The following is a 22,447-nucleotide window of genomic DNA, read 5'->3' on the forward strand; positions in this document are numbered from 1 at the left end:
AAGGCCGGGCCGAATTCCCCACGCAGTGCGGGCGAATTGCCCGAGTGGCCCTGCCTCACCAGTTCACCGGTCTCACCACCTCATCGGCTCACCGGCTCACCGCCTCCGCGTGTGACGCATCCGGCCCCACCGGCTTCCGGAGCACCTCGATCAGCGCCGAGATGCTGTGGTCACCGAGCCCATCGGCCATGGCCCGCCGCAGCAGGTCATGCATGGGAGCGTGCCAGGAGACGTCCAGGGTCGTCTCCTCGGCGAGTTCGAGGTCATGGGGGATGCCCGCGTGAAAGAGGCCGACGGAGGAGCCCAGCTTGGTGTAGTCGCCGGTGTCGATCTCCTCCGCGAGGGTCGGCAGGACGGAGATAATCATCTCCAGCCATTTCGCGGTGTACGGAAGCAGGGTGCGGGCTTCCAGACCGCGCGCCGTGACGAGGGCGGCGCCCTGGAAGAAGCCCAGGAGGGCGGGCAGCAACGTGCCGCCGACGGCCGTCTCGTACAGGGCGGCGAGGTCCGCGTCCGCGCCGAGGTGAACGGTGTCTCCGCCCAGTACCCGCAGCGTCGCCTCGTACTCGTCGAACACCGCCTTGTCGCCGCTGTAGTACAGCAGGGTGTCCGGATTCCCCACGGCCGAAGGCACGTTCTTGACCGCCCCGTCGAGGAATCGCGCTCCCTGCCCGGCCGCCCAGGCGGCCATCTCCCGGGCGCCGCCGGGAGTTCCGGAGTTGAGGGTCACCAGGGTGCGCCCGGCGAGCGCGGGACCGGCCGGGTCCAGGGCTTCGAGTGTGGCTTCGTACGTGGTCAGACAGGCGATGACCAGCGGACTGGCGGCGACCGCTTCCGTGACGGCCTCCGCGTGGACCGCGCCCTTCGCTACGAGGGGTGCGCCCTTCAGCGCACTGCGGTTCCACACGGTCGTCGGGTGCCCGGCCGCAAGGAAGGCCTCGGCCAGTGCCGTGCCCATCGCGCCGAGCCCGAGGACGGTCACCGGCGTCAGATTGTTCCCGTACATGTGCTGCTCCAGCCCACCGTGAGGTGTCAGTCATCGAGAAGAGAATGAGGAGAATGAGGAGAATCAGGAGAGCGAAGAGGGTGAAGAGGGTGAAGAGGGTGAAATGGGTGATCGGGGCGAAACGGGTGACGAGGGTGAGGGGATGAAGGGGAGGAAAAAGCGTCAGTTCGCGCGGCGTTACGCACTCGGCGCGGCACTCACTCCATGCTGGGGCTTCACAGACATTCCCTCAAGTACCTACATTTCTGTCAGGTACTCACACTTCTGTCAGTAGGAGCCTGATGAAAAAGCGGACCTACACCTGCGGACTCGACGCCGCCATCGACGTCATGGGAGGCAAATGGAAGGGACTGATTCTCTTCTCGCTGCACGACGGTCCCCTCCGCTTCGGAGAGCTGAGGCGGTCGGTCGCCACCATCAGTGAGCGCATGCTGATCCTCCAGCTCCGGGAGTTGGAGAACAGCGGCCTGGTGCATCGCGAGGTCTATCACCAGGTCCCGCCGAAGGTGGAGTACTCGCTCACCGACTTCGGCCGCTCGCTCAACGCGGCGATCGCCCCGCTCGGCGCGTGGGGCGAGGAACACATGGAGCGCATCCAAGCCATCCCCTGAGCCAGGACTTCCCCCGCCGCCTCCCAAGTGGGCTTTCCTCACTGGCCAAGCTGGTCCTCACTGGCCGGACCGGCTTTTCGCGCCCACGTACGGGTGTCCCGCCGCCCGCCCGGCCCGAGAGGGCCCACGCGCCAACCGGCGGGCGCCTCAGTCGGTTTCCGAGGCGATCTTCGAGTAGACGGCCATGTCGCGGCGCGCGGCGCCGATCCGCTGCCAGCTGCGCAGCAGCCCCTCGCGCTGGAAGCCCGCGCGTTCCGCCGTACGCAGGGACGCGGCGTTGTCCGGCTCGATGAACAGCTCCAGCCGCGCCAGGCCCACCTCGCGAAGTCCCCAGTCGCTCACGGCCCGGAGCGCGGTGGCGGCGGCGCCCCGGCCGCGCTCCGGCCCCGCGAGCCAGTACCCCAGGGAGGCCCGCTCCGGGTCGTCCTCGCGCAGCCACAGGCCGATGGCGCCCAGCGGGTGGCCGTCCTGGGCGCGGGCGATGACGAAGGGATATCCGGTGCGGCTGGTCGCCCGGTGCCACTGGCGCTCGATGAAGGCGGTGCCCAGTTCCGGCGAGTACGGCGTCGGCACGGTGGTGACCAGCGGAATGTAGGCGTCCCCCGCCGCCGCCTCGACCAGCGGCAGATCCTCCATGCCCCAGGGCCGCAGCGTAAGGCCCCCGTCGGCGGCCAGCTCGGGAACCTCCAGTGGTGCGTTCACCGCAGCACCCTCCCACGGCCGGTGGACCGGTAACGGGGCGGCGCCACCGGACACTCGGGTTGTCTTGCCACGTCCCATTGCGGCGTCCCATTGACCACCCGCCACAGGGGCCTTACCTTCCACAGTGGTGTAGACCTGGTGTAGGCCTGCACGTCCTGTAAGCCGGTAGATCTCTCTCGACAGTTGGCCTACGCCAGGCCGCGAACCCGTGCCGAACAGCGAGCCTCGCAGCGGTGCTCTGAGCCCTCACCGGCGTCGAGCCACCAGCGGGAACTGAGCCGTCATCGCCCCATCCACTGCGAGGAGTTCCTCCATGCGGATCGGAAAACTCAGGACGTCCGGAGTCGCCATCGCCCTGTTCTCGGTGCTGATCACGACCGGTGGCACCACCGCGAACGCCGAACAGGACACCAAGCGGAACGCCCAGGACACCCAGCAGAACGCCGTCTCGGACGCCACGAGCCCGAGGGCGCCCGCGCCACCCGCGGCGGGTCTCCAGCAACTGGTCCCCAAACCGGTGTCCGCCCAGCCGCGCGGTGGCGCGCCCTTCACGCTCACCGACGACAGCCGGATCGTCGTCACGCGCGGCGCGGCCACACCGGTCGGCCGCACCCTCGCGCGTACGCTGCGCCGCTCCACGGGATACCCGCTGCCGGTCAGCTCCGGCAGGCCGCGCACCGGGGACATCGTGCTCGACCTCGGCGCGGGCAGGGCGCCCGCGGGCCACGCGGACGAGGGCTACCGCCTCACCACGGGACACCGGACGGCGAAGGTCTCCGCCGACAGGCCCGCGGGCCTGTTCAACGGCGTGCAGACGCTGCGCCAGCTGTTCGGCCCCTGGGTGGACAGCCCCGACGTGCTCACCGGCCCGTGGACCGTGCCCGCCGTGGCGGTCTCCGACTACCCGCGCTTCGGCTACCGGGGCGCGATGCTCGACATCGCGCGCAGCCACCAGACCGTCGCCGAGACCAAGCGGTACATCGACGCCATCGCCCAGTTCAAGGTCAACATCCTGCACCTGCACCTGACCGACGACCAGGCGTGGCGCATCGTGATCAAGTCCCCGTCGGCCAACCCGTCACGGCTCCCGTACCGGGAGCTGACCCGCGTCGGCTCCACCGGCGGCTCGGACGTCACGGGCAACGGCAGGCCACTGGGCACCGGACCGGCCAAGCGCGGTTACTGGACGCAGGCCGACTACGCCGACGTCGTCGCGTACGCCCGCTCGCGCTTCGTCACCATCGTCCCGGAGGTCGATGGCCCCGGACACACGAACTCGGCGCTCGCCTCGATCCCCCAGCTCAACCCGGACGGCAAGGCCAAGCCGATGAACAACACGTCCGACGTCGGCTACTCGACGCTGGACGCCAAGTCGCCGGTGACGTACGAGTTCCTGCGGACGGTCTGGTCGCAGCTCGCCGCCCTGACGCCGGGCCGCTACGCGCACATCGGCGGTGACGAGGCGAAGGTGACCGGGCACGACGACTATCTGACGTACGTCAAGAACGTCGTGCCGATGGTGAACGGGCTGGGCAAGACCAGCATCGGCTGGACCGAGTACGCGGCGACCGACCTCCCACCGGGCTCCCTGATCCAGTACTGGGCCGGTGACATGAAGCCGGTGCTCCAACAGGTGCGGCGCGGCGCGAAGGTGATCATGTCGCCTGCCGACCGTGCCTACCTGGACCAGAAGTACGACGCGCGCAGCCCGATCGGCCTCGACTGGGCGTGCTCCACCTCCTGCGACTTCGACCGCTACTACGACTGGGACCCGGTCGGCGACGGGCTGCGGGAGTCGGACGTCGCCGGGGTCGAGGCCCCGCTGTGGTCGGAGACCGTACGCGGCGTCGAGCAGGCCGAATGGCTGACCTTCCCGCGCCTGCCGTCGATCGCCGAGATCGGCTGGACCCCGCAGGACCAGCGCGACGCCAGGGACTTCTCCGGCCGCCTGGCCGCCCTGGGAGCCCGATTCACCGCTCAGGGCACGAACTTCTACCCCTCCCCCGTGGCGGACTGGCCGGTCACCGCGAAGGCGGAGAACACCGTCCTGCGCCGCTCCCCCATCCTGTCCGGCGAGATCGCCCGCGTCGCCGCGCCCTCGGTCACCGAAGGCGCCACAGCCGTCATCGACTTCGGCGACGGTACGAAGGCGACGGGCACGGTCCATCAGGACCGACCCCGCACCAGTCTCTCCGCAGGCGGCCTGTTCCGGGTGGCCACCCCCGACCACACCTACCGGGCCCCCGGCCGCTACCGGGCGCAGGTCGCGGTCACGACCCCGAAGGGCACGGTGACGGCCGGGTTCCGGGTGACCGTCCGCTAGCCGTATTGACCAGGAGCGGCTCCCTCAGCCGTCCCGCCAGCCCGCGCCCAGCTCGAACCAGATCAGCTTCCCCCCGTTCCCGAAGACCCCCTCGCGGATCGCGACCCCGTCCCACCGATCGGCGCACAGCTCAAGCAGCGCCAGCCCCCGACCGCAGTCCGCGTCGTCGGATGCGGTCGGGGCGCCGTTCAGCACCGGCAGTTCGGGGTTCGTGTCGGTCACGCTCACCCGCAACCGCCGCCCCGCCCAGGAGACCCGCACGGACGCCAGCCCCTCCGAGTAGCGGTACGCGTTGGTGACCAGCTCCGACGTCAACAACTCGGCCGTGTCCATGAGATGGCCGAGCCCGTGCTCGGCGAGGATCATCCGCACGGTGTGCCGAGCGATGCGCGGAGCGCGTAGGTCATGCGGGATTTCCAGGTTGTACGCCCACGAGTCGGGCGGCTCCGGCGGTACGAGGACGACGGGTACGTGCGCGTCGATGCTCATGCAAGTCTCCTGGCGGTGCACGGACTTGGCCCACGTCGACGCGACACCGAGCGGTGGCCTTGCCGCGCCTGAACACACCGGCGCCCTGGGCGGGCAGCGGGCATGAAGGGGTACGGTGCGCTTCCGGGTTACCGGTGTCACTGCGTGAGTGACTTGAGACACACCGTAGCGGCTGGCGGACGATGGTTTCCAGACCTACGGATAAATACATCATTCCGTGGACTGGCGGCCCGAAGCCCGGCAGACTGGCCGGGACCGGAAGAGGAGGCTCATGGCGTCGCGATCAACTCCCACTGCCCGCCAGCAACGTCTCGGAGCTGAGCTGCGCAAACTGCGAGAGAAGGCGGGCATGACAGCCCGCGAGGCGGGCGCGCTGCTGGGCGGCAACCAGGCGCGGATCAGCAACATCGAAACGGGCCGCGCTGCCGTCAGCGCGACGATGGTCCGCACCCTCGCCTGCAACTACGACTGCCCGGACGAAGCACTCGTGGACGCGCTCGCCGGTATGACGGGCGAGCGGAAACGTGGCTGGTGGGAGGAGTACCGGGGAATTCTGCCGCCGGGGCTGCTCGACCTGGCGGAGCTTGAGCATCACGCCACAGCGCTAAGCATCGGCCACACCGTGCACATCCCGGGCCTGCTGCAAACGATCGACCACGCACGGACGGTCTTCCAGCAAGGCGTACCTGCCCTACCGCCCCCGGAGATTGAGCACCGGCTCTCCCATCGCATCAAGCGACAGGCGGTGTTGTACCGCGACGAACCACCGATGTTCACCGCCGTATTGCACGAAGCGGCCGTCAGGATGCAATTCGGCGGCCCAGCGACTGCACGGGCTCAGCTCCAACACATCCTCGACATGACCGAACGTGACCACATCAGCGTGGTCGTCATCCCCTTCGCGTCCGGCGCATTCCCTGGCTCCGGCCAGTCCGTTTGTTACGCGACTGGCCCGGTTCCTCAACTCGATACGGTCCAACTTGACCAGTCTCACGGGTCCGTACTTCTCGACGCGGAAGCACAATTGACTAAGTACCGCACACTCCTGGACCGGATGGAGGCGGCTGCCCTCAAGGCAGACGCATCCCGCGACTTCATCCATAGCATCGCTCACAGCTTATGAAAGGCAGAAACCTTGTCCACGTTGGCCTGGCGGATGTCCTCCTACTGCGCAGAGGGAAACAGCTGCCTCAACATCGCCGCCGCTTCCGACGGCGCCCTCCATCTCCGCGAGAGCGAAGCGCCGGAAGCCACTCTCACGACCACAACCAGCTCTCTACGCGCCTTCATACGCGCCACCAAGTCGGGTCACTTCGACCACTTCGCCAGCTAATCCACTTCGGCAAAGGAAGGCGACCATGACCACCCTGGCCTGGCGAAAATCGTCCTACTGCGGCGAAGGCAACAGCTGCCTCAACCTCGCCGCTACCCCCAACGGCACCATCCACCTCCGCGAAAGCGAAACCCCGGAAACCACCCTCACCACCACAACCGGCCCCCTCCACGCCTTCATACGTGCCGCGAAAACAGGACACCTCGACCACCTCACCAGCTGACCCGCTGCCCGTTAGGGCCTGTCGTCGAGCGGCGCTCACACCTGGTCACCCAAGCTGAGCTGTTCCGACCTGGCCACCAGGCGGGACAGTTCGACGCGCGAGCGCACCCCGAGCAGGGCGAAGACGTTGCGCAGGTGGTGGTCGACGGTGCGGGGGCTTACGGACAGGTGCCGGGCCACTTCTCGGTTGGTGGCGCCTTCCGCTACGCGGCGGGCGATCCGCAGCTGCTGCGGGGTCAGTTGTGCCAGGCGTCCTGGAGGCTCGGGGGCGCCGGCTTCGCCGGTGGCGCGCAGCTCGGCTCGGGCCTGCTCGGCCCAGGCTCGGGCGCCGCACCGTTCGAAGGAGATCAGGGCGTCACGCAGGCTGCCCCTGGCTTCGCCGGGGCGGCGTCTGCGGCGTAACCACTTGCCGTACAGGAGCTGCGTACGGGCGCTCTCGAAGTCGCCGCCCACCAGCTCGTGGCGGGCGAGCGCGACGGTGTAGAGCGCGTCGCTGTCCTCGGGGGCGGCGAGCAACGCGTGGCAGCGGGCCAGTTGGGCGGGGGCCTGCGGGTCGGCTCCCTGTGCCGCCCAGTCGGCGAATTCCTCGACACCGGCGTGGGACGACTCTCCCTCGCCGACGAGGACGGCGGCCTCCACGAAGCAGGGCACGGCGAGCATGCGTACGGCGAAGTGGCCACGACGCGGCCCCGGCCGCACCACAGGGCCGAGCCGCGCGGTCGCCTCGGCCGCGCGGCCACGGCTCAGGTCGGCGCGGGCCAGCGCCCATTGGACCAGGGTCGCGGCCTGCGCGAGCCCGTGCCGGTCGGCGGTGCGCGCGGCGGCGGACGCGTGCGCGGCGACGGCGTCGTCCTCGCCCTCGACGGACGCCACCAGCGCGAGGATCGCGTGCTGGTGCGCGGCGATGTTGCGCTGCCCGGTGCGGCGCGCGGCGCGCAGCCCTTCCTCTGCGTGCCCTCGGGCACGCGCGTGCCGCCCGGATCGCAGTTCGGCGTAGGCCAGGTATTCGAGGGCCTGTGGTACGTGGATGTCCATGCCCTGTGCCCGTGCGGCGGCGAGGGCTCGGGCGTTGATGCGGGATGCCGCCGCGAGGTCCCCCACGACGAGGGCCGCGGCCCCGGCCCGCAGCAGCCGTGCGGGCTCGTTCGCCCGCTGTTCCTGGGCGATGACCCTGCGCAGCCCGCTGCTCGCGGCTCCGAGCCGCCCGCGCATGACGAGCGACATGGCGGCGCGGTACTCCTCAGCCGACGGGTCGGCGGCGTTCGCCACCGCCGGGGGCGGGGCGGCACCAGGAGCGGGCCGGGCGGCAGCCGGGGGCCGTGCGGGCTCCGGCGGCGTGCCCAGGGCCGCGAGGTACGCCGCGGCGTCTCCCATGTCCCACGCCGCCGCCATGGCGCGGAGCCGGGCCTCGCGGGCGCGGGGCGGGTCGTGCGGGGTGAGGAGTTCCGCCGCGAGCAGGAGTGCCTCGCGGGCATCGGCGACGGGGCTGTCCTCCAGCGCCAGGAGTCCTCGGACGAGTTCGGCGGCGCCGCGTACCTCGGCCTCTGCGGACTCCGACCGGGCGGTGCTGAGGAGTTCATGGGCTTGTGCGGGCAGGCCCGCGAGGCGGGAGTGATCCGCGGCGGCGATGCGGTGCAGGGCGCGGTCCCGCGCGGCTTCGGTGAGGTCGGCGGCTGCGGCGAGGGCCGCCGCACGCTCCGCGTGGGACGGCGCCGTTCCCGGCGCGTCCGCCGCGGCGGCCAGCGCGGCGGCGAGGGCGGGGTCGGGCCCCTCGGCCGACAGCGCACGGTGCAGCCCGCGCAGCAGTGGTGGCGTACGACCGTCGTCCAGGGCCGAGGCGAGGAGCCGATGCGCGGCGCGGCGGCGGGCGGGCGGGGCGCCGGTGTAGAGGGCCCGCCGCAGGCCAGGGGGGGCGAAGTGGATGCGGTCGCCCGCGCGGTGCACCATTCCGGCCGCCTCCGCCGGACGGAGGGACTCGGCATCGAGGCCGGCCGCTTCGGCGGCGCGCAGGACGAGATCCACGTCGGCGCCCGTCCCGTCCGGCACCGGCTCGTGGGCCGCGGCCGCGAGCAGGAGAACCTCGCGCGTGTGCGGAGGCAGTTCGTTCCCGTCGACGGCGCCGTCGTACGGCGGCACCGCACCGTCGTACAGCGGGCGGGGCAGCGGGGCCCGCCCCGTCAGTTGGGCGGTGGTCAGGTGGGCGACGAGGGCGTGGAGCAGGCCGGGGTTGCCGTTCGCGGCCTGGAGGAGCTCGTCTCGTACAGCGGTGTCCGCGCGGCCGCGGCTGAGGTCGTCGAAGAGCGCGGCGGCCTCGGGCGGTGCGAGCGGGCCCAGGCGCAGGACGGGCAGCGCGGCCAGGTGCGGATCACCGGCCCGGTGAGCGGCGACGGAGAGCAGCAGACCGATGGGGTGCTGCCCGCCGGGTCGGCGGGCGGCGTACCCCAGGGCGGCGCGGGAGGGGGCGTCCCAGAGATGGGCGTCGTCCACGCAGATCAGCAGCGGCCGCCCGGCGGCGAAGGCGCGCACCATGCCGAGCAGGGCGCCGGGTCCCTCCGGCATCGCGATAGTGCCCGACGCGCCGTTCCCCTCGGCCCTGTGCCGCCCCGCCTCATGTGCGCCGGAACCGCCGTTCCCCTCGGCCCTGGGCCGCCCCGGCTCTTGTGTACCGGGCACACCGTGGCCGCCCGCCGCACGAAGGGTCGTTCCCGTACACCACAGGGCGTGCACTCCGCTGTACGGGATCAGGCTCTCGGCGGGGACGGCGCGCGTGCTCAGGACCGTGCCCTCCCCGAAGGCGCGGGCGGCGTGGGCGAGCAGGGCGGTGCGGCCGAGTCCGGGCGCCGCCGCCAGGACCAGCGCTCCGCCCCGCCCATCGCGGACGCCGGCCAACAAGGCGTGGATGGCGCGCAGTTCCGCACTCCGGCCGGATATCCGGAGTGGGCCCTTCATCGTCATCATTCCGGCCACGGCCATGACGTTACTTGTGCGTAAAACTTCGCGGAAGCCCCCGCGTAGGCGCGGCCTGATGGCGGCCGCGGGAGCGGTCGCCATCAGGGCGGAGGGCGGCGGTCGCCATCAGGGCGAGGGCGGCGGTCGCCATCAGGGCGAGGGCGAGGGCTCAGGATGTGTGCGGGCAGTTGCCCCGGTATTCCTCGATGGTCGAGCTGGGGCGCGGCAGCGGGCAGAGGAACTGCTCGTAGCGCGTGTCGTTGTCGATGAACCGTTTGAGCCACGACACGCTGTACTTCGCGATCGTGGTGTTCGAGGTGTTCGGCGTGAAGTGGCTCGCGCCGTTCAGCTCCAGATACGCCTTGTCGAGAGAGCCGGGCAGACTCTCGTAGAAGGGCTCCGAGTGCGAGGAGACCGGGGCGACCGTGTCACCGTCCGCGCCGACGACCAGGGTGGGCGTCCGCAGCTCGGGCCAGGTCTTGTCGAGGTTCCATCCTGTCAGCGGTATCGCCGCCTGGAGTCCGGGGCGGCTCTTGGCGGCTTCGAGTGAGCCGCCGCCGCCCATGGAGTGGCCCATGACGCCGAGCCGGCTGCCGTCGACCCGCTCACGCACGGAGCTGCGCTGCGCCAAGTAATCCAGAGCGGACAGGAGTTGCGCGCCACGGCTGGCGGGCTGGTCGAGTGTGGTGTTGGTGTCGATGGTGAAGACGACGAAGCCCTGTGAGGCGAGCCGCGGGCCCAGCCAGGATATGGACGACTGGCTGGCGGTGTATCCGGGGGATATCGCGACGGCTCCAAACCTGCCGTCGCTGGTGGCCGTCGGGTAGTAGATGGTGCCGCCGCCGAAGCCGGTGACGCTCAGGGACGACACCCGGGTTTCGGAGACCGCGTAGTGGCCGCGTGCGGCCTCGATGCTCGACACGGTGGGCTCCGGGCCCCGTTCGTACGGATTCTCCGCGGCACTCGCGCTGCCGGGCTGCCCGGCTATCAGGCCGCCCCCGGACAGGAGGGCGGCACACGCCGTCCCCAGGAGGCGGGTCCGGAAGCGGTGCGGTCCGCGGGCGGCTGGTGGGGGGGTGCCGGTCTCGTTTCTCCGCTGCTGCACGACGGTTGATTCCTCTCGGGAGGGGCAAGGGAACCCCGCCGCCGGGAGGCACGGACCGGCGGCTCACTGACGCTGTGAGCCGCCGGCGTGCGGCCGGCGCGGCGGAACCCGCCTCGGTTGCTGGCAGCGGCAACTGTCCGGGCACACCGGCCCCGGGCGCATCGGCGAAATCACCGGCCTTCCTACAGGGACAGCACCCCGCTGATGTCGGCGGCCAAGTGCCTGGCCACGGCCTGGGGCTGGTCGCGGAGGTACATGTGGCCGCCCTCGTACCAGCGGGTGCTGAGGGTCGCTCCGCAGTGCTGCCAGCCGTCGGTGAACTCGGTGGTCATGAGCGCGTCGCGGGTCGCGGCGAAGAGTGAGACCGGGCAGTCGAGCGGCGGACCCGGGGTGTAGCGGTAGGACGCCAGCACCCGGCTGTCGCGGGCGAACATCCGGATGGCGAGCCGGTACAGGTCCGGGGTTTCCTTGAGTTCGCCGAAAAACAGGCTCCAGGTGCGGTCGGGCCGCATGCTGCGGCGGACGTTGCGCCATGCGTGCTGGGGGGCGGGGGAGGCGGACACGCCCAGCCAGACTGGCCCGCGCTCCCCTGCCGCCCGGAGCGATCGTGCGGTCTCGAATCCGGCGATTCCCCCTGAGCTGTGGCCGAAGAAGGCGATCGGCCGGGACGTCGCCGCCGCCGTGATGCTCTTGGTCGCCGCCTCGATCAGCTCGGTGCATGTCCTGGGCCGGCGTTCCCCGGACCGTTCCTCGATGCCTGGCGCCTGAATGGCCACCGGGTCGATGAAGTCGGGGAGTTCGGCGGCGAGCCGGTGGTAGAACGACGCCCCGTGCGCGGGAACGGGGAACAGGTACAGGCGGACCCGGGCACGTGGCCTGGCCTGGAGGCGGACGAGCCAGGGATCACCACCGACGAGCGTGGGCCCTTGCATGGATTGTGTGCTCATCACACGACACCTCGGGACAATTGGGGCGTTTGGGGAACGTGACGATCCTGCCTCACCGTCCGCGAATTCCCGCGACACCACACGTACGGCCGTCAACACGTCAACGCGTCGACGCGGGGTCCCACGGCAGAGTGCGTCGCGAGCGCGGAGCGTTTCATTTCGCCCCGAAAGTCGCTATATGTGGCACATTGCGCTATCAGCCGATATCCCCACCTGCCGGACACTCCGCATACATACCGAAGGCCCCCTCTTGTCAGTGTTGATCACTGGAGGTGCCGGTTTCCTCGGCCTCCATCTCATTCCGGAGCTGCTGCGGACCCATCCGCAGGTCACCCTCCTCGCCCGCCGCGGCTCCCCGCCTGCCGTCGAGCGCGTTGTCAGGTTCTACCAGTACCAGGGCGCCTCGGCCCGGGACCTTCAGGAGCTGCCCGATCGGCTGCGCGTGGTCACCGGCGATGTCACCGCCCCACGGCTGGGGTTGGACGAGGCGGCCTTTCGTGAGCTCGCCGACGATCTCGATGTGATCTGGCACTGCGCCGCCGACATCTCCTTCGCCTCCAAGGACCGGGCGGTTCTGGCGCGCAACATCGCCGGAGTCCGCCACATCCTCGACCTGGCCGACGCCGGTGGCCGCGAGCCGCTGCTGTGCCACGCGAGCAGCATCGCCGTCGCCGGGGCCCGGCCGCACGGTGTGGTCGGCGAGGACGAGCTGGACGCCTCGTACGGCTTCAACTCCCCCTATGAGGAGTCGAAATACGAGGGCGAGCTGCTGGTCCGTAAGTGGGCGGCGAGCAGCGGGCGCCCCGTCGCCGTCTTCCGGCTGGGGGCCCTGGTCACCGACGCGGCGCCCTACCCCGGGCGCCCACAGCACCCGCTGGCGGCCGCCGTTAAGGCGTTCCGCAGCGTCTGGCGCTCCTACCCGGAGCTGATCGCCCCCGGGGGCCATGGCCACATGCCGGGGGTCCACCCGGACGACGTCCTTCCGCTGGTGCGGGTGGAGTGGGCCGCCTACGCGATGGTGGAGGCCGTCTCGCGGGCCACGTTGACGGGGGTGCACACGTACCACGTGGTGCACCCGCGCGGCACCCCGGCGAGCACCGTGCTGACCGCCCAGGCAAAGAGCCTGGGGCTGCGCCTGACCATGTCGCCCGAGCCGCCCCGGCTGCTGTCGGAGGCCGAGCGGGCCGCGCGTGAACTGCTCGGCGGATTCGCCGACCTGCTGACCAGCCGTACGTACGACACCAGTGGGCTTGCCGCGCTCGGGCTGTCCGCCCCCGCTGACACCGAGATCGACGAGTCCTACCTGCTGTCGGCCTTGCGCTGACCCGGCCGCGCCCGCCGGCCCACCCGCGCGAGCCGACCCGCGCGGGTTCGAGCGCGGGCCCCCACCCGCGGCCTCCCCCGCGCCGTTCCCCTGCCCCCCGCCCCCACGCACAGAAACGGACCCCCATGAACGACCACCACCCGGGCCCCGTCGAGAACGCCGTCGCCGTCGTCGGCCTCGCCATGCGTCTTCCCGGCGGCATCACCAGCGCGGACGGCCTGTGGTCCGCCCTCTGTGACGGCCGCGACCTGATCACCGAGGTTCCCGAGGACCGGTTCGACAAGGAACGCTGGGTCGATCCCAACCCGCGTCGGCCCGGCAAGAGCTACACCGCCGCCGGTGGCTTCCTGGACGACATCGGCGGCTTCGACGCCGACTACTTCGGCGTCTCGCCGCGCGAGGCCAACCGCATGGACCCCCAGCAGCGCCTGCTGCTGGAGCTGGCGGTCGAGGTGCTGGACGACGCCGGGATCGACCCGGCGGCTCTGGCCGGAACCGACACGCGGGTGTCCGTCGGGGCGTCCATGCAGTCGTACGCCTATCTGCAAGGGCTTGACCCCCGTGCCCAGGGGGTCCACACCATGTCCGGCGGGGCGATGTCGATCGTCGCGAACCGGCTGTCGTACTTCCTCGACCTGCGCGGGCCCAGCACGGTGGTGGACACCGCCTGCTCCTCGGGGCTGGTCGCCCTGCACCAGGCGTACGAGGCGGTCCGCGACGGGAAGAGCGAGCTGGCCCTGGCCGGTGCGGTGCACGCGCTGCTCAGCCCGCTGGAGTACGTGGGCTTCTCGAAGGCGTCGATGCTCTCCCCGACGGGCCGCTGCCGCACCTTCTCCGAGGAGGCCGACGGCTATGTACGGGCCGAGGGCGGTGGTCTCGTCGTCCTCAAGCCGCTGGCGCGGGCGCTCGCCGACGGCGACCGGGTCCACGCGGTCATCCTGGGCGGCGGCGTCAACACCGACGGCCGCACCTCGGGCATCGCCCTGCCCAGCCAGCGGGCTCAGGAGACGCTGCTGCGCGAGGTCTACGAGCGCATCTCGGTCTCCCCGCGCGAGCTGGGCTACCTGGAGTGCCACGGCACCGGTACCCCCGTGGGCGACCCCATCGAGTGCGAGGCCATCGGCAAGGCCCTCGGCATGGCCCGCGACGAGGGCCCGGGGCTGCCCGTGGGGTCGGTGAAGTCCAACGTCGGGCACCTGGAGCCCGCCTCGGGCATCGCGGGGCTGATGAAGGCGCTGCTGGTGCTGCGTCACCGGCAGATCCCGCCGACGCTCCACAGCCAGCCGCTCAACCCGGCCATCGACTTCGAGAACTGGCGTCTGGAGCCGGTCACTTCGACGCGCCCGCTCGACGGGGACGGCGGTCGCGCCGTGGTCGGCGTGAACTCCTTCGGCTTCGGCGGCGTCAACGCCCACATCGTCCTGGGCTCGTCCCCGGTCGCCGACGCCGCGTCCCCGGTGCCAGGGCCGGGACGCGAGCTGCCCGTCCTGGTCTCCGCCCACAACGGACCGGCGCTGCGGGAGGCGGCACGCCGGATGGCCGACCGGCTGGAGGAGAGCAAGGAGGAGGAGTTCTACGACCTGGCGTGGACCGCGTGCCGCCGGGTCGGGCAGCGCCCGGAGCGTGCCGCCGTGCTGGCCGCCACCCCGGCCGAGGCGGCCCGGCGGCTGCGCGACCTGGCCGGCGACGAGGCCGGTTCGGCCGCCACGCCGGGCACCGAGCGCGGCAAGGTGGCGTTCGTCTTCAGCGGCAACGGCTCCCAGTGGGCCGGAATGGGCGCCGAACTGCTGTATGAGGAGCCGGTGTTCCGCGCCGCCGTCGAGGAGGCCGACCAGGTCCTGCGGCCCGGTCTTGGCTGGTCCGTCGCCGAGCGGCTGGCCGAGGAGCCGCAGGACTGGCATGTGGAGCGCACCGAGGTGGCCCAGCCGCTGCTGTTCGCCGTGCAGGTCGGCGTCGTCGCGGCGCTGCGGGCACGCGGCATCCGCCCGGCGGCGGTGGCCGGGCACAGCGTCGGGGAGATCGCGGCGGCGTGGGCGGCCGGAATCCTGGACCTTGCCACAGCGGCCGCCGTCGTCGTCGAACGCAGCCGCGCCCAGGCCGCCACGCGCGGCACGGGGCGGATGGCGGCCGTCGGCCTGTCGGCGGCACGGGCCCGGACGGTGCTCGCCCCCTACGCGGGGCGGCTGGAACTGGCCGCCGTCAACAGCGCCCGTGACGTGACCGTCAGCGGCGATGCCGACGCCCTCGTCGACCTGGGCCGTGAACTGGCGGACCAGGACGTGTTCTTCCGCGAGCTGGAACTGGACTACGCCTTCCACAGCCGCCTCATGGACCCCGTACGGGAACCACTGCTGCGCGGACTGCGGGACATCAAGCCCTCCCGTGCGGCCGTCCCCTTCGCTTCCACCGTCTCCGGCGCCGTGCTGACCGGCACCGAACTGGACGAGGACTACTGGTGGCGCAACGTCCGCGAACCGGTGCTGTTCGGGGAGGCCGTCGAGCGGCTGACGGACGCCGGATGCGACATCTTCCTCGACGTCGGCCCGCACCCGGTGCTGCGCGGCTACCTGCGGCGGCTGACGGCCGACGCCGAGACGCCCACCGCCGTGGTGCCGACACTCAGCCGCGAAAGCGGCGGGCAGGAGGCGCTGTGCGCCTCCGCCGCCCAGCTGCTCGCCGCCGGTGCGCAGGCCGACTGGGACGGCTACTTCCCCGTCGCCGGGCGGGTCGCCTCCCTCCCCGCGTACCCCTGGCAGCGTGAACGGCACTGGATCGGCGGTCCCTACCTGTGGAACGGTGGCTGCGGCGACGGCACGAACGACCACCCGCTGCTCGGGGAGCGCGCCGTACTCGCCGACCCCGCCTGGCACGGTGAGGTCGAACCGGCCCGCATCCCCTGGCTGGCCGACCACGAGGTCGGCGACGCCGTGGTCATGCCCGCCACCGCGTACGTCGAGATGGGGCTGGCCGCCGGGCACCGGGTCTTCGACACCGCCGTCGAGATCACCCACCTGGACATCCCGCGCGTCATGGTCCTGCCGTGGGACGACGACGCGATGCACGTCTGGACGCAGACCTCGCTGTCGGAGGAGACCGGCACCCTGCGCGTCGCCAGCCGCACCGGCACCGACGGGCCCTGGCACACCCACGCACGCGGCCAGGTCCGGCGCCTGCACGCCGCCCAGCCGGAACCGCTCAGCGGGCCAGATGCCTTCCCGGCTGCGCGGCGGCTGACCGGCGCCGACCACCAGGCCCTCATCGGCCGGTCCGGGCTGTCCTACGGCCCCGCCTTCCAGGCGCTGCGCGAACTCCACATCGGCGACGGCGAGGTGCTGGCCGAGTACGCGGCCCGCGCCCCGCAAACCGGCTACCGGGCCCACCCCGCACTGCTCGACGGCGCCCTGCAGGCCGGGGCCCACCTGCTGAGCGTCGACCGGGAAGGCGTGGCGTTCCTGCCCGCTTCCATCGAGTCCGTACGCGCCTGGCGCCCGATGCCGCCGACCGGCCTGGTCCACGTACGGCTGCGGACGGCGGACAGCCGCGAAGCGGTCTTCGACACCACCGTCAGCGACCTGGACGGAACGGTCGCGCTGACCCTCGAAGGCTGCCGCCTGCGCCGCTTCGAGACGGCGCCGCCGAAGCCGGTGCGGCACTTCGTCACCGAGATGCGCGCCGCGCCGCGTGCGAACGACCCCGCCGTCCCCGCCCCGCTGCCCCTCCCGGCCGACATCGCCGCCGCCTGCGCCGACGAGGTCGCCCGGTACACCGCCGAGTGGCACACCCGGGAGTCCCGGCCCGCGACGCTGCGGAAGGTCACCGCCCACTTCGCGGCCGCCGCGGTCGCCACCCTGCTCCCCGACCGCGCGGCGCCGTTCAGCGTCGGTGACCTGATCGCCGCCGGTGTACGGCCCTTCTACCGCCGCCTGGTCGAGCTGCTGCTCCAGATGGCCGAGAGAGAGGGCCTGGTGGAGACGGTCAGGACCGGCGGCGAGGAGAGCGCGGACGACGCGGCTCCGCGCTGGCGCCCGATCCGGCCGGCCGCGCCGGAGGAGCACTACCGCTACTTCCTCGGGCGGTACAACGCCGAGTCCGGCTGGGCGTCCCTGCTCGGCAGCCTGGGGAGTCGGCTCGGCGACCTGCTCACCGGCCGTCAGAACCCGTTGGACATCCTGTTCTCCGAGGCCAACCGGCATCTGGTCGAGCGGTTCTACGACAACTCGACCATGACGTGGCTCATCAACCGGGCGGCCCGCTCCGCCGTCACCGTGATGGCGGAGCAGTGGCCGGGGGACCGGCCGCTGCGCGTCCTGGAGATCGGCGCGGGGACCGGCGGCGCCACCACCTTCCTGCTCCCCGCCCTGCCGAGCGACCGCACCCACTACGTCTTCACCGACGTCTCCGCCTCGTTCTTCCCGCGCGCCCAGGCCCGCTTCGCCGACTACGACTTCGTGGACTACCGCACGCTGGACCTGAACGAGTCCCCCCAGGCCCAGGGGTTCCCGGCGGGCGGATACGACCTGGTCGTCGCCTCCAACTCGCTGCACGCCACCGGCGACCTGCGCCGCTCCCTCCGGCACGTCCACGACCTCCTCGCCGAAGGCGGGCAGCTGCTCGCCGTGGAAACCCACGACCCCTCCGTGCTCGCGCTGCTGTTCGGCCTCGTCGACGGGTTCTGGACACACACCGACACCGGCCTGCGCCCGGCCGGTCCTCTGCTGGACGCCACCGAGTGGCCCCGCGTGCTGGCCGACAGCGGCCTGAGCGACACGGTCACGGTGGGCAGCGAGGCCGACGACGACTACAGCCTGGCCTCGGTCATCCTGGCGCGGCGCGCCGACCCGGTCTCCTCACCAGCGGTGCCGTCCCCCGCTCAGGCACCGGAGTCCGCGGTCACCGAGCCACCGGCCGTCCGCTGGATCGTGGCCGCCGAGCCCTCCCGCGCCGAGCGTGCCGCCGCGCTGGCCGCCGCCCTGAAGGCCGCGGGCCAGGGCGAGGCGCACCGGCTGGAACTGAGCGAGGACCCCGCCGAGTGGTCCGCCGCGCTCGCCGGGCACCCCGCGACGGAGACCGTCATGCTGCTCGGGGACGACAGCTCTCCCCTCCCAGGAGACGTCCAAGAGACGTTCCGGGAGGACAGCCGGGAGCCCGGCAGCCCGCCCGGCGGAGACGGCAGCTCCGGTCTCCCGGCCCAGCGCGACCCCCTCGGCCTGGTCCGCCGGGCCACCGGTCACATCGCCGCGCTGCGCGCCTTCGCCACGGCCGCGGAAACGATCCGCGAGACCACCTCGACCGGCCTGTGGCTGGTCAGCGAGCCCACCGGGGTCCTGCCCGCCCCCGAGCTCGCCGTGGCACCGGGCACCGCCGCAGCGTGGGGCGCCTCGCGCGTGCTGGCCAACGAACACCAGCGGATGACCGTACGCCGCGTCTCCGTCGACGCCGCGAGCGCCGAGGAGGCCGCGAGCCGTCTCGTACGGGAGCTCCTTGACCCGGCGGTGGACGACGAGATCGCCCTGACCAGGAACGGGCGCTTCGTCCCCCGCGTGTGCGAGACCACCGCCACAGCCCCCGCACCACCGGCCCCCGGCAGCTCCCTCCCCGCCTGCGCCCTGACGGTGCCCAACCCGGGCCGGGGCTACCGGCTCGCCTGGAACCCCGTCCAGCCCGCGCCACCGGCAGCGGGCGAGGTGGCCATCGAGGTACGGGCAGTCGGCCTGAACTACCGCGACGTGATGCAGGCACTCGGCCACGTCCCGCCGCCCCCCGCCGCGGGCGGCACGGCGGCGCGGGGCGCGGCGGACGACGCCATGCCGCTGGGCCTGGAATGCGTCGGCGTGGTCACCGAGGTCGGCTCAGGGGTGACCAGCCTCGACCCCGGAGACCGGGTCTTCGCCTTCACCCCGGGAGCCCTGCGCTCCCATCTGACCGTCCCGGCACAGCTGGCCGCGCGGCTGCCCGACAACCTGTCGTTCACCGAAGCGGCCACCATGCCCGTGGTCTTCCTCACCGTGCACCACAGCCTCCACAACCTCGCCAAGCTCGCCCCCGGCGAGACGCTTCTGCTGCACGGCGCGGCGGGCGGCGTCGGCCTCGCCGCGCTCCAGTTCGCGCAGGCACGCGGGGCACGAGTCATCGCGACCGCCGGGACGGAGACCAAGCGCGACCTGCTGCGGCTGTCCGGCGCCGAGCATGTCCTGAACTCCCGCACCCTCGACTTCGCCGACCAGGTCAAGGAGATCACCGGCGGTCGCGGCGTCGATGTCGTGCTCAACTCGCTGGCCGGTGAGGCACTGACGCGCAGCTTCGAAGTCCTCGCACCGGGCGGCCGCTTCGTCGAACTGGGCAAGCGCGACCTGTTCGCGAACAACCGCCTGCCGATGCGCCCGTTCCTGGACAACACCTGTTTCTACGGGGTCGACGCGGGCCTGCTGATGCTGGAGGACCCGCAAACCACGGCCACGTTGTTCGAGCAGGTCGGCGAGCGCGTCAGGAACGGCACGTACCGGCCGATCCTCCACGACGTGTACGCCGCCGCCCAGACCGAGGAGGCGTTCACCGCGCTGCAGCACTCCCGCCACATCGGCAAGGTCGTGCTGTCCTTCGACGAACCGCCCCACGTCGAGGCCCCGCCGAGCCCGCTCCGGCTGGACGCCGACGCCACCTATCTGATCGCCGGTGGGCTCAGCGGGCTCGGGGCGGCCACCGCCCGCTGGCTCGCCGAGGGCGGCGCCCGGCACCTGGCGCTGACCGGCCGCCGGGGCGCGGACTCCCCCGAAGCGCCGGAACTCATCGAGGAGTTGCAGGGCCGAGGCGTCAGCGTCACCGCCCACGCCGCCGACGTCACCGACCTCGACACGATGCGGACTCTCCTCGACGGCATCGACGCGGGCCCGCACCCGCTGCGCGGACTCGTGCACGCGGCCATGGCACTGGAGGACGGCCCGCTGCGCGAACTCACCGGCGAACGCGTCGAGAAGGCCCTCACCCCCAAGATGGGCGGGGCCCTCGTCCTCGACACCCTCACCCGGGACCGGCGGCTGGACTTCTTCGTCCTCTATTCGTCGGTCTCCGCCCTGGTCGGCAACCAGCACCAGGCGAACTACGCCGCGGGCAACCTCGCCCTCGAAGCGATCGCCAGGGACCGCAGGCAGGCCGGGCTGCCCGCCCTCGCGGTCGGCTGGGGCGCCATCGGCGACACCGGATACGTCGCCCGTTCCGGCTTGGCCGAGACCCTGCGCCGCAAGGGGCTGCCCTCCATGACGGCCGGGGAGGCGTGCGAGGACCTTGGCCGTCTCGTGTCCCTGGAACGTGACGTCATCGTCGCCATGCGCGTCACCGACAGAGACTGGGAGCAGGTGGGCCGCGTCGCCGCACCGTCGATCCATGTGCCCCGGTTCACCGCCCATATCCTGCCCGCCCGCAGCACCGAGGTCGATGAGGAGCTGGAGCAGCTGCGCCGGGCCATGGCCGAGGCGTCACCGAAGGAGGCGGCGGCGCTCCTCACCCCGGTCCTGGTCCGCATGGTCGCCGAGGTCCTTCAGACCACACCGGACCGCATCGACCCGAACCGGCCGCTGCACCAGCTCGGCATGGACTCCCTGATGGGCGCCGAACTCATGATGACCATGCGCAAGCAGCTCGACTGCGAGATCCCCGCCGTCGAGGTCGCCAGCAGCGGCAACATCGCCGGTCTCGCGGCGCGGGCCGCGCACCGCATCGCCCGCCAGGACAGCGAGAGCGCCGGGTAACCCGGTAACCCCCGGCCCCCGCGCCGAGCCGGGCGCCGGGCGGACAGGACCACCCCACCTGTCCCCCGGCGCCCGGCTGCCCGGGCGAGGGCGGGCCGGTCCGGGCCGGGCGGGCCCGGACCGGACAGCCCGGAGACCACCGGCGCGCGCCGCTACGACACGCGCCCGCCGGTCAGCCGGTCAACCCGCCAGCCGGTCAGCCGGTCAGCCACCGGAAAGACCACCTCCCCGTTGGCCTTCCCCGTGACGACGTCGGCGTAGGCGCGGGCGACCACGCTCACCGGTGTCCCTTCCACGTCGTCCATGCCCAGCTTCCGCAGGGTCTCGGCCACCCACCCCGGGCTGATCGCGTTGATCCGCAAGCCACGCGGCATCTCGATGGTGGCGGCCCGTACGAACGCGTCGAGCCCGGCGTTGACCAGGACGCCGAACGCGCCGCCGGGCGTGGGCTTTTCGAAGGTCCCGCTGGTGAGCGTGATGGACCCGCCGTCCCGCAGCCGCGTCAGGGCCCGGCGGGCCAGCCGGACCTGGCCGAGGAGCTTGCTGTCCAGGCCATAGGTGAAGTCGTCGTCCGAGGGCGAATCCAGCGGTGTGAGGCGCCCGCTGCCCGCGCAGCAGATGATCGCGTCCACCTCGCCGACCGTATCGAACAGGGCGTCCACAGAAGCCGGTTCCTCCAGGTCGACGCGCACGGCGCCGCCGCGTGAGGCCCGTATGACCTCGTGCTCCTTGTCCAGCGCTGCGGCGACCGCGCTGCCGATGACGCCCGTCGCGCCGACCACAATGATCCTCATGGTGTGCGGTGTTCTCTCTGTAGGGTGCCGGTCAGAAGGGGATGCGGCGTACCGTACGCGCGCGGTTGAGCCATCCAGCGGCCCCGGATCACCGCTCCGGCTCCGGCTTCGGCTCCGCCGCCACCAGACCGTGCTCGGCGGCGATGGCCTCGATGTCGGCCGGGGTGCCGGTCATGATCGTCCGGACGTGCTCGGTGATCAGCTCGACGGGCCAGTCCCACCAGGCGGCGCGCAGCAGCCGGTCGACGTCGGCATCGTCGTAGCGCCGCTTGACGGTCCGGGCCGGGTTGCCGCCCACGACGGTGTACGGCGGCACGTCGGCGGTGACGACGGCTCCCGTCGCGATGATCGCGCCGTCGCCGATCGTCACCCCCGGCATGACCGTGACCCCCCGCCCGAACCACACGTCGTGCCCGACGACGGTGTCCCCACGCGTGGCCATGCCGCTGAGGATGTCGCCGGTGCGCTCGGCCCACGCCCCGCCGAAGATCGTGAACGGGAAGGTCGAGACGCCCATGGCCGGGTGGTTGGCCCCCGCCATGACGAACGTGGTGTTGGTGGCGATGGCACAGTACTTCCCGATCACGAGCCGCTCGGGCCCGTACGCGTACAGCACGTTGCGCTGCTCGAACAGGTGGGCCGCGTCGGGGTCGTCGTAGTACGTGAAGTCCCCCACCTCGATCCGTGGATCTTTGACGAGGGGCTTCAGCAGCACCACCCGGTGGTGCTCGGGCAGCGGATGCAGAACGGTGGGGTCGGGGATTACGGAAGTCATGGCGCCTCTCCTCTCACGCGTGCGGTCGCCCCGGGCACGGGCCGGGATGGCGCACGGGGCGGGGCACCCGCGAACCGGTGTGCCCGGTGAGCCCGGTGCCGGGCACAGCGGCTCACCCTAGA

The 22,447-nt window shown here is 72.1% G+C and carries 15 protein-coding genes; 7 read left to right on the forward strand and 8 right to left on the reverse strand.

Annotation, left to right across the window (positions count from 1 at the left end):
• Positions 1-88: 88 nt before the first annotated feature.
• Complete coding sequence (locus tag AC5P1B_RS29580; RefSeq protein ID WP_493891024.1) at positions 89-1,006, reverse strand: NAD(P)-dependent oxidoreductase; 918 nt, start codon at positions 1,004-1,006, stop codon at positions 89-91.
• Positions 1,007-1,287: 281 nt separating this feature from the next.
• Here AC5P1B_RS29580 and AC5P1B_RS29585 point away from each other — a divergent pair, with 281 nt between their 5' ends.
• A complete protein-coding gene (locus AC5P1B_RS29585; RefSeq protein WP_493891025.1) occupies positions 1,288-1,617 on the forward strand; it encodes a winged helix-turn-helix transcriptional regulator in 330 nt (109 codons plus the stop codon).
• Between the two features lie 147 nt (positions 1,618-1,764).
• On the opposite strand, the gene AC5P1B_RS29590 is transcribed toward AC5P1B_RS29585, so the two are convergent.
• Positions 1,765-2,319: a GNAT family N-acetyltransferase gene (locus AC5P1B_RS29590; RefSeq protein WP_493891026.1), complete on the reverse strand. Its 555-nt coding sequence runs from the start codon at positions 2,317-2,319 to the stop codon at positions 1,765-1,767.
• A gap of 313 nt (positions 2,320-2,632) precedes the next feature.
• Between AC5P1B_RS29590 and AC5P1B_RS29595 the strand changes: the two genes are divergently transcribed.
• Complete coding sequence (locus AC5P1B_RS29595; RefSeq protein ID WP_493891027.1) at positions 2,633-4,642, forward strand: family 20 glycosylhydrolase; 2,010 nt, start codon at positions 2,633-2,635, stop codon at positions 4,640-4,642.
• A 24-nt stretch (positions 4,643-4,666) separates the two neighbouring features.
• On the opposite strand, the gene AC5P1B_RS29600 is transcribed toward AC5P1B_RS29595, so the two are convergent.
• A complete protein-coding gene (locus tag AC5P1B_RS29600) occupies positions 4,667-5,131 on the reverse strand; it encodes an ATP-binding protein (protein ID WP_493891028.1) in 465 nt (154 codons plus the stop codon).
• Positions 5,132-5,402: 271 nt separating this feature from the next.
• Here AC5P1B_RS29600 and AC5P1B_RS29605 point away from each other — a divergent pair, with 271 nt between their 5' ends.
• Genes AC5P1B_RS29605 through AC5P1B_RS29615 form a run of 3 tightly spaced genes read left to right on the forward strand, consistent with a single transcriptional unit; the run spans position 5,403 to position 6,687 of the window.
• Positions 5,403-6,254: a helix-turn-helix domain-containing protein gene (locus AC5P1B_RS29605; protein ID WP_493891029.1), complete on the forward strand. Its 852-nt coding sequence runs from the start codon at positions 5,403-5,405 to the stop codon at positions 6,252-6,254.
• Between the two features lie 12 nt (positions 6,255-6,266).
• On the forward strand, positions 6,267-6,464 hold the full coding sequence (locus AC5P1B_RS29610; RefSeq protein ID WP_493891030.1) for a DUF397 domain-containing protein: 198 nt from the start codon (positions 6,267-6,269) through the stop codon (positions 6,462-6,464).
• A gap of 25 nt (positions 6,465-6,489) precedes the next feature.
• Positions 6,490-6,687 (forward strand): DUF397 domain-containing protein, encoded by a 198-nt coding sequence (locus AC5P1B_RS29615; RefSeq protein WP_493891031.1) that lies wholly within the window; start codon positions 6,490-6,492, stop codon positions 6,685-6,687.
• A 35-nt stretch (positions 6,688-6,722) separates the two neighbouring features.
• Here AC5P1B_RS29615 and AC5P1B_RS29620 read toward each other — a convergent pair whose 3' ends face one another.
• From AC5P1B_RS29620 to AC5P1B_RS29630, 3 genes are all read right to left on the reverse strand, one after another.
• Positions 6,723-9,644 carry a helix-turn-helix transcriptional regulator gene (locus tag AC5P1B_RS29620; RefSeq protein WP_493891060.1) on the reverse strand — a complete coding sequence of 974 codons (2,922 nt, stop codon included), beginning with the start codon at positions 9,642-9,644 and terminating at the stop codon, positions 6,723-6,725.
• A gap of 160 nt (positions 9,645-9,804) precedes the next feature.
• Positions 9,805-10,740 carry a bis(hydroxyethyl) terephthalate hydrolase gene (bdeA, locus tag AC5P1B_RS29625; protein WP_493891032.1) on the reverse strand — a complete coding sequence of 312 codons (936 nt, stop codon included), beginning with the start codon at positions 10,738-10,740 and terminating at the stop codon, positions 9,805-9,807.
• A 182-nt stretch (positions 10,741-10,922) separates the two neighbouring features.
• Positions 10,923-11,687 carry a thioesterase II family protein gene (locus tag AC5P1B_RS29630; protein ID WP_493891033.1) on the reverse strand — a complete coding sequence of 255 codons (765 nt, stop codon included), beginning with the start codon at positions 11,685-11,687 and terminating at the stop codon, positions 10,923-10,925.
• 256 nt (positions 11,688-11,943) lie between these two features.
• Here AC5P1B_RS29630 and AC5P1B_RS29635 point away from each other — a divergent pair, with 256 nt between their 5' ends.
• Both AC5P1B_RS29635 and AC5P1B_RS29640 read left to right on the forward strand, forming a co-directional pair.
• Positions 11,944-13,011: an SDR family oxidoreductase gene (locus tag AC5P1B_RS29635; RefSeq protein WP_493891034.1), complete on the forward strand. Its 1,068-nt coding sequence runs from the start codon at positions 11,944-11,946 to the stop codon at positions 13,009-13,011.
• 125 nt (positions 13,012-13,136) lie between these two features.
• Positions 13,137-20,756 (forward strand): SDR family NAD(P)-dependent oxidoreductase, encoded by a 7,620-nt coding sequence (locus AC5P1B_RS29640; protein ID WP_493891035.1) that lies wholly within the window; start codon positions 13,137-13,139, stop codon positions 20,754-20,756.
• Between the two features lie 152 nt (positions 20,757-20,908).
• On the opposite strand, the gene AC5P1B_RS29645 is transcribed toward AC5P1B_RS29640, so the two are convergent.
• Both AC5P1B_RS29645 and AC5P1B_RS29650 read right to left on the reverse strand, forming a co-directional pair.
• A complete protein-coding gene (locus AC5P1B_RS29645; protein WP_493891036.1) occupies positions 20,909-21,550 on the reverse strand; it encodes a short chain dehydrogenase in 642 nt (213 codons plus the stop codon).
• A gap of 88 nt (positions 21,551-21,638) precedes the next feature.
• Positions 21,639-22,325: a CatB-related O-acetyltransferase gene (locus AC5P1B_RS29650; protein ID WP_493891037.1), complete on the reverse strand. Its 687-nt coding sequence runs from the start codon at positions 22,323-22,325 to the stop codon at positions 21,639-21,641.
• Between the last annotated feature and the right edge of the window lie 122 nt (positions 22,326-22,447).

The organism is Streptomyces sp. A01, from assembly GCF_059026195.1.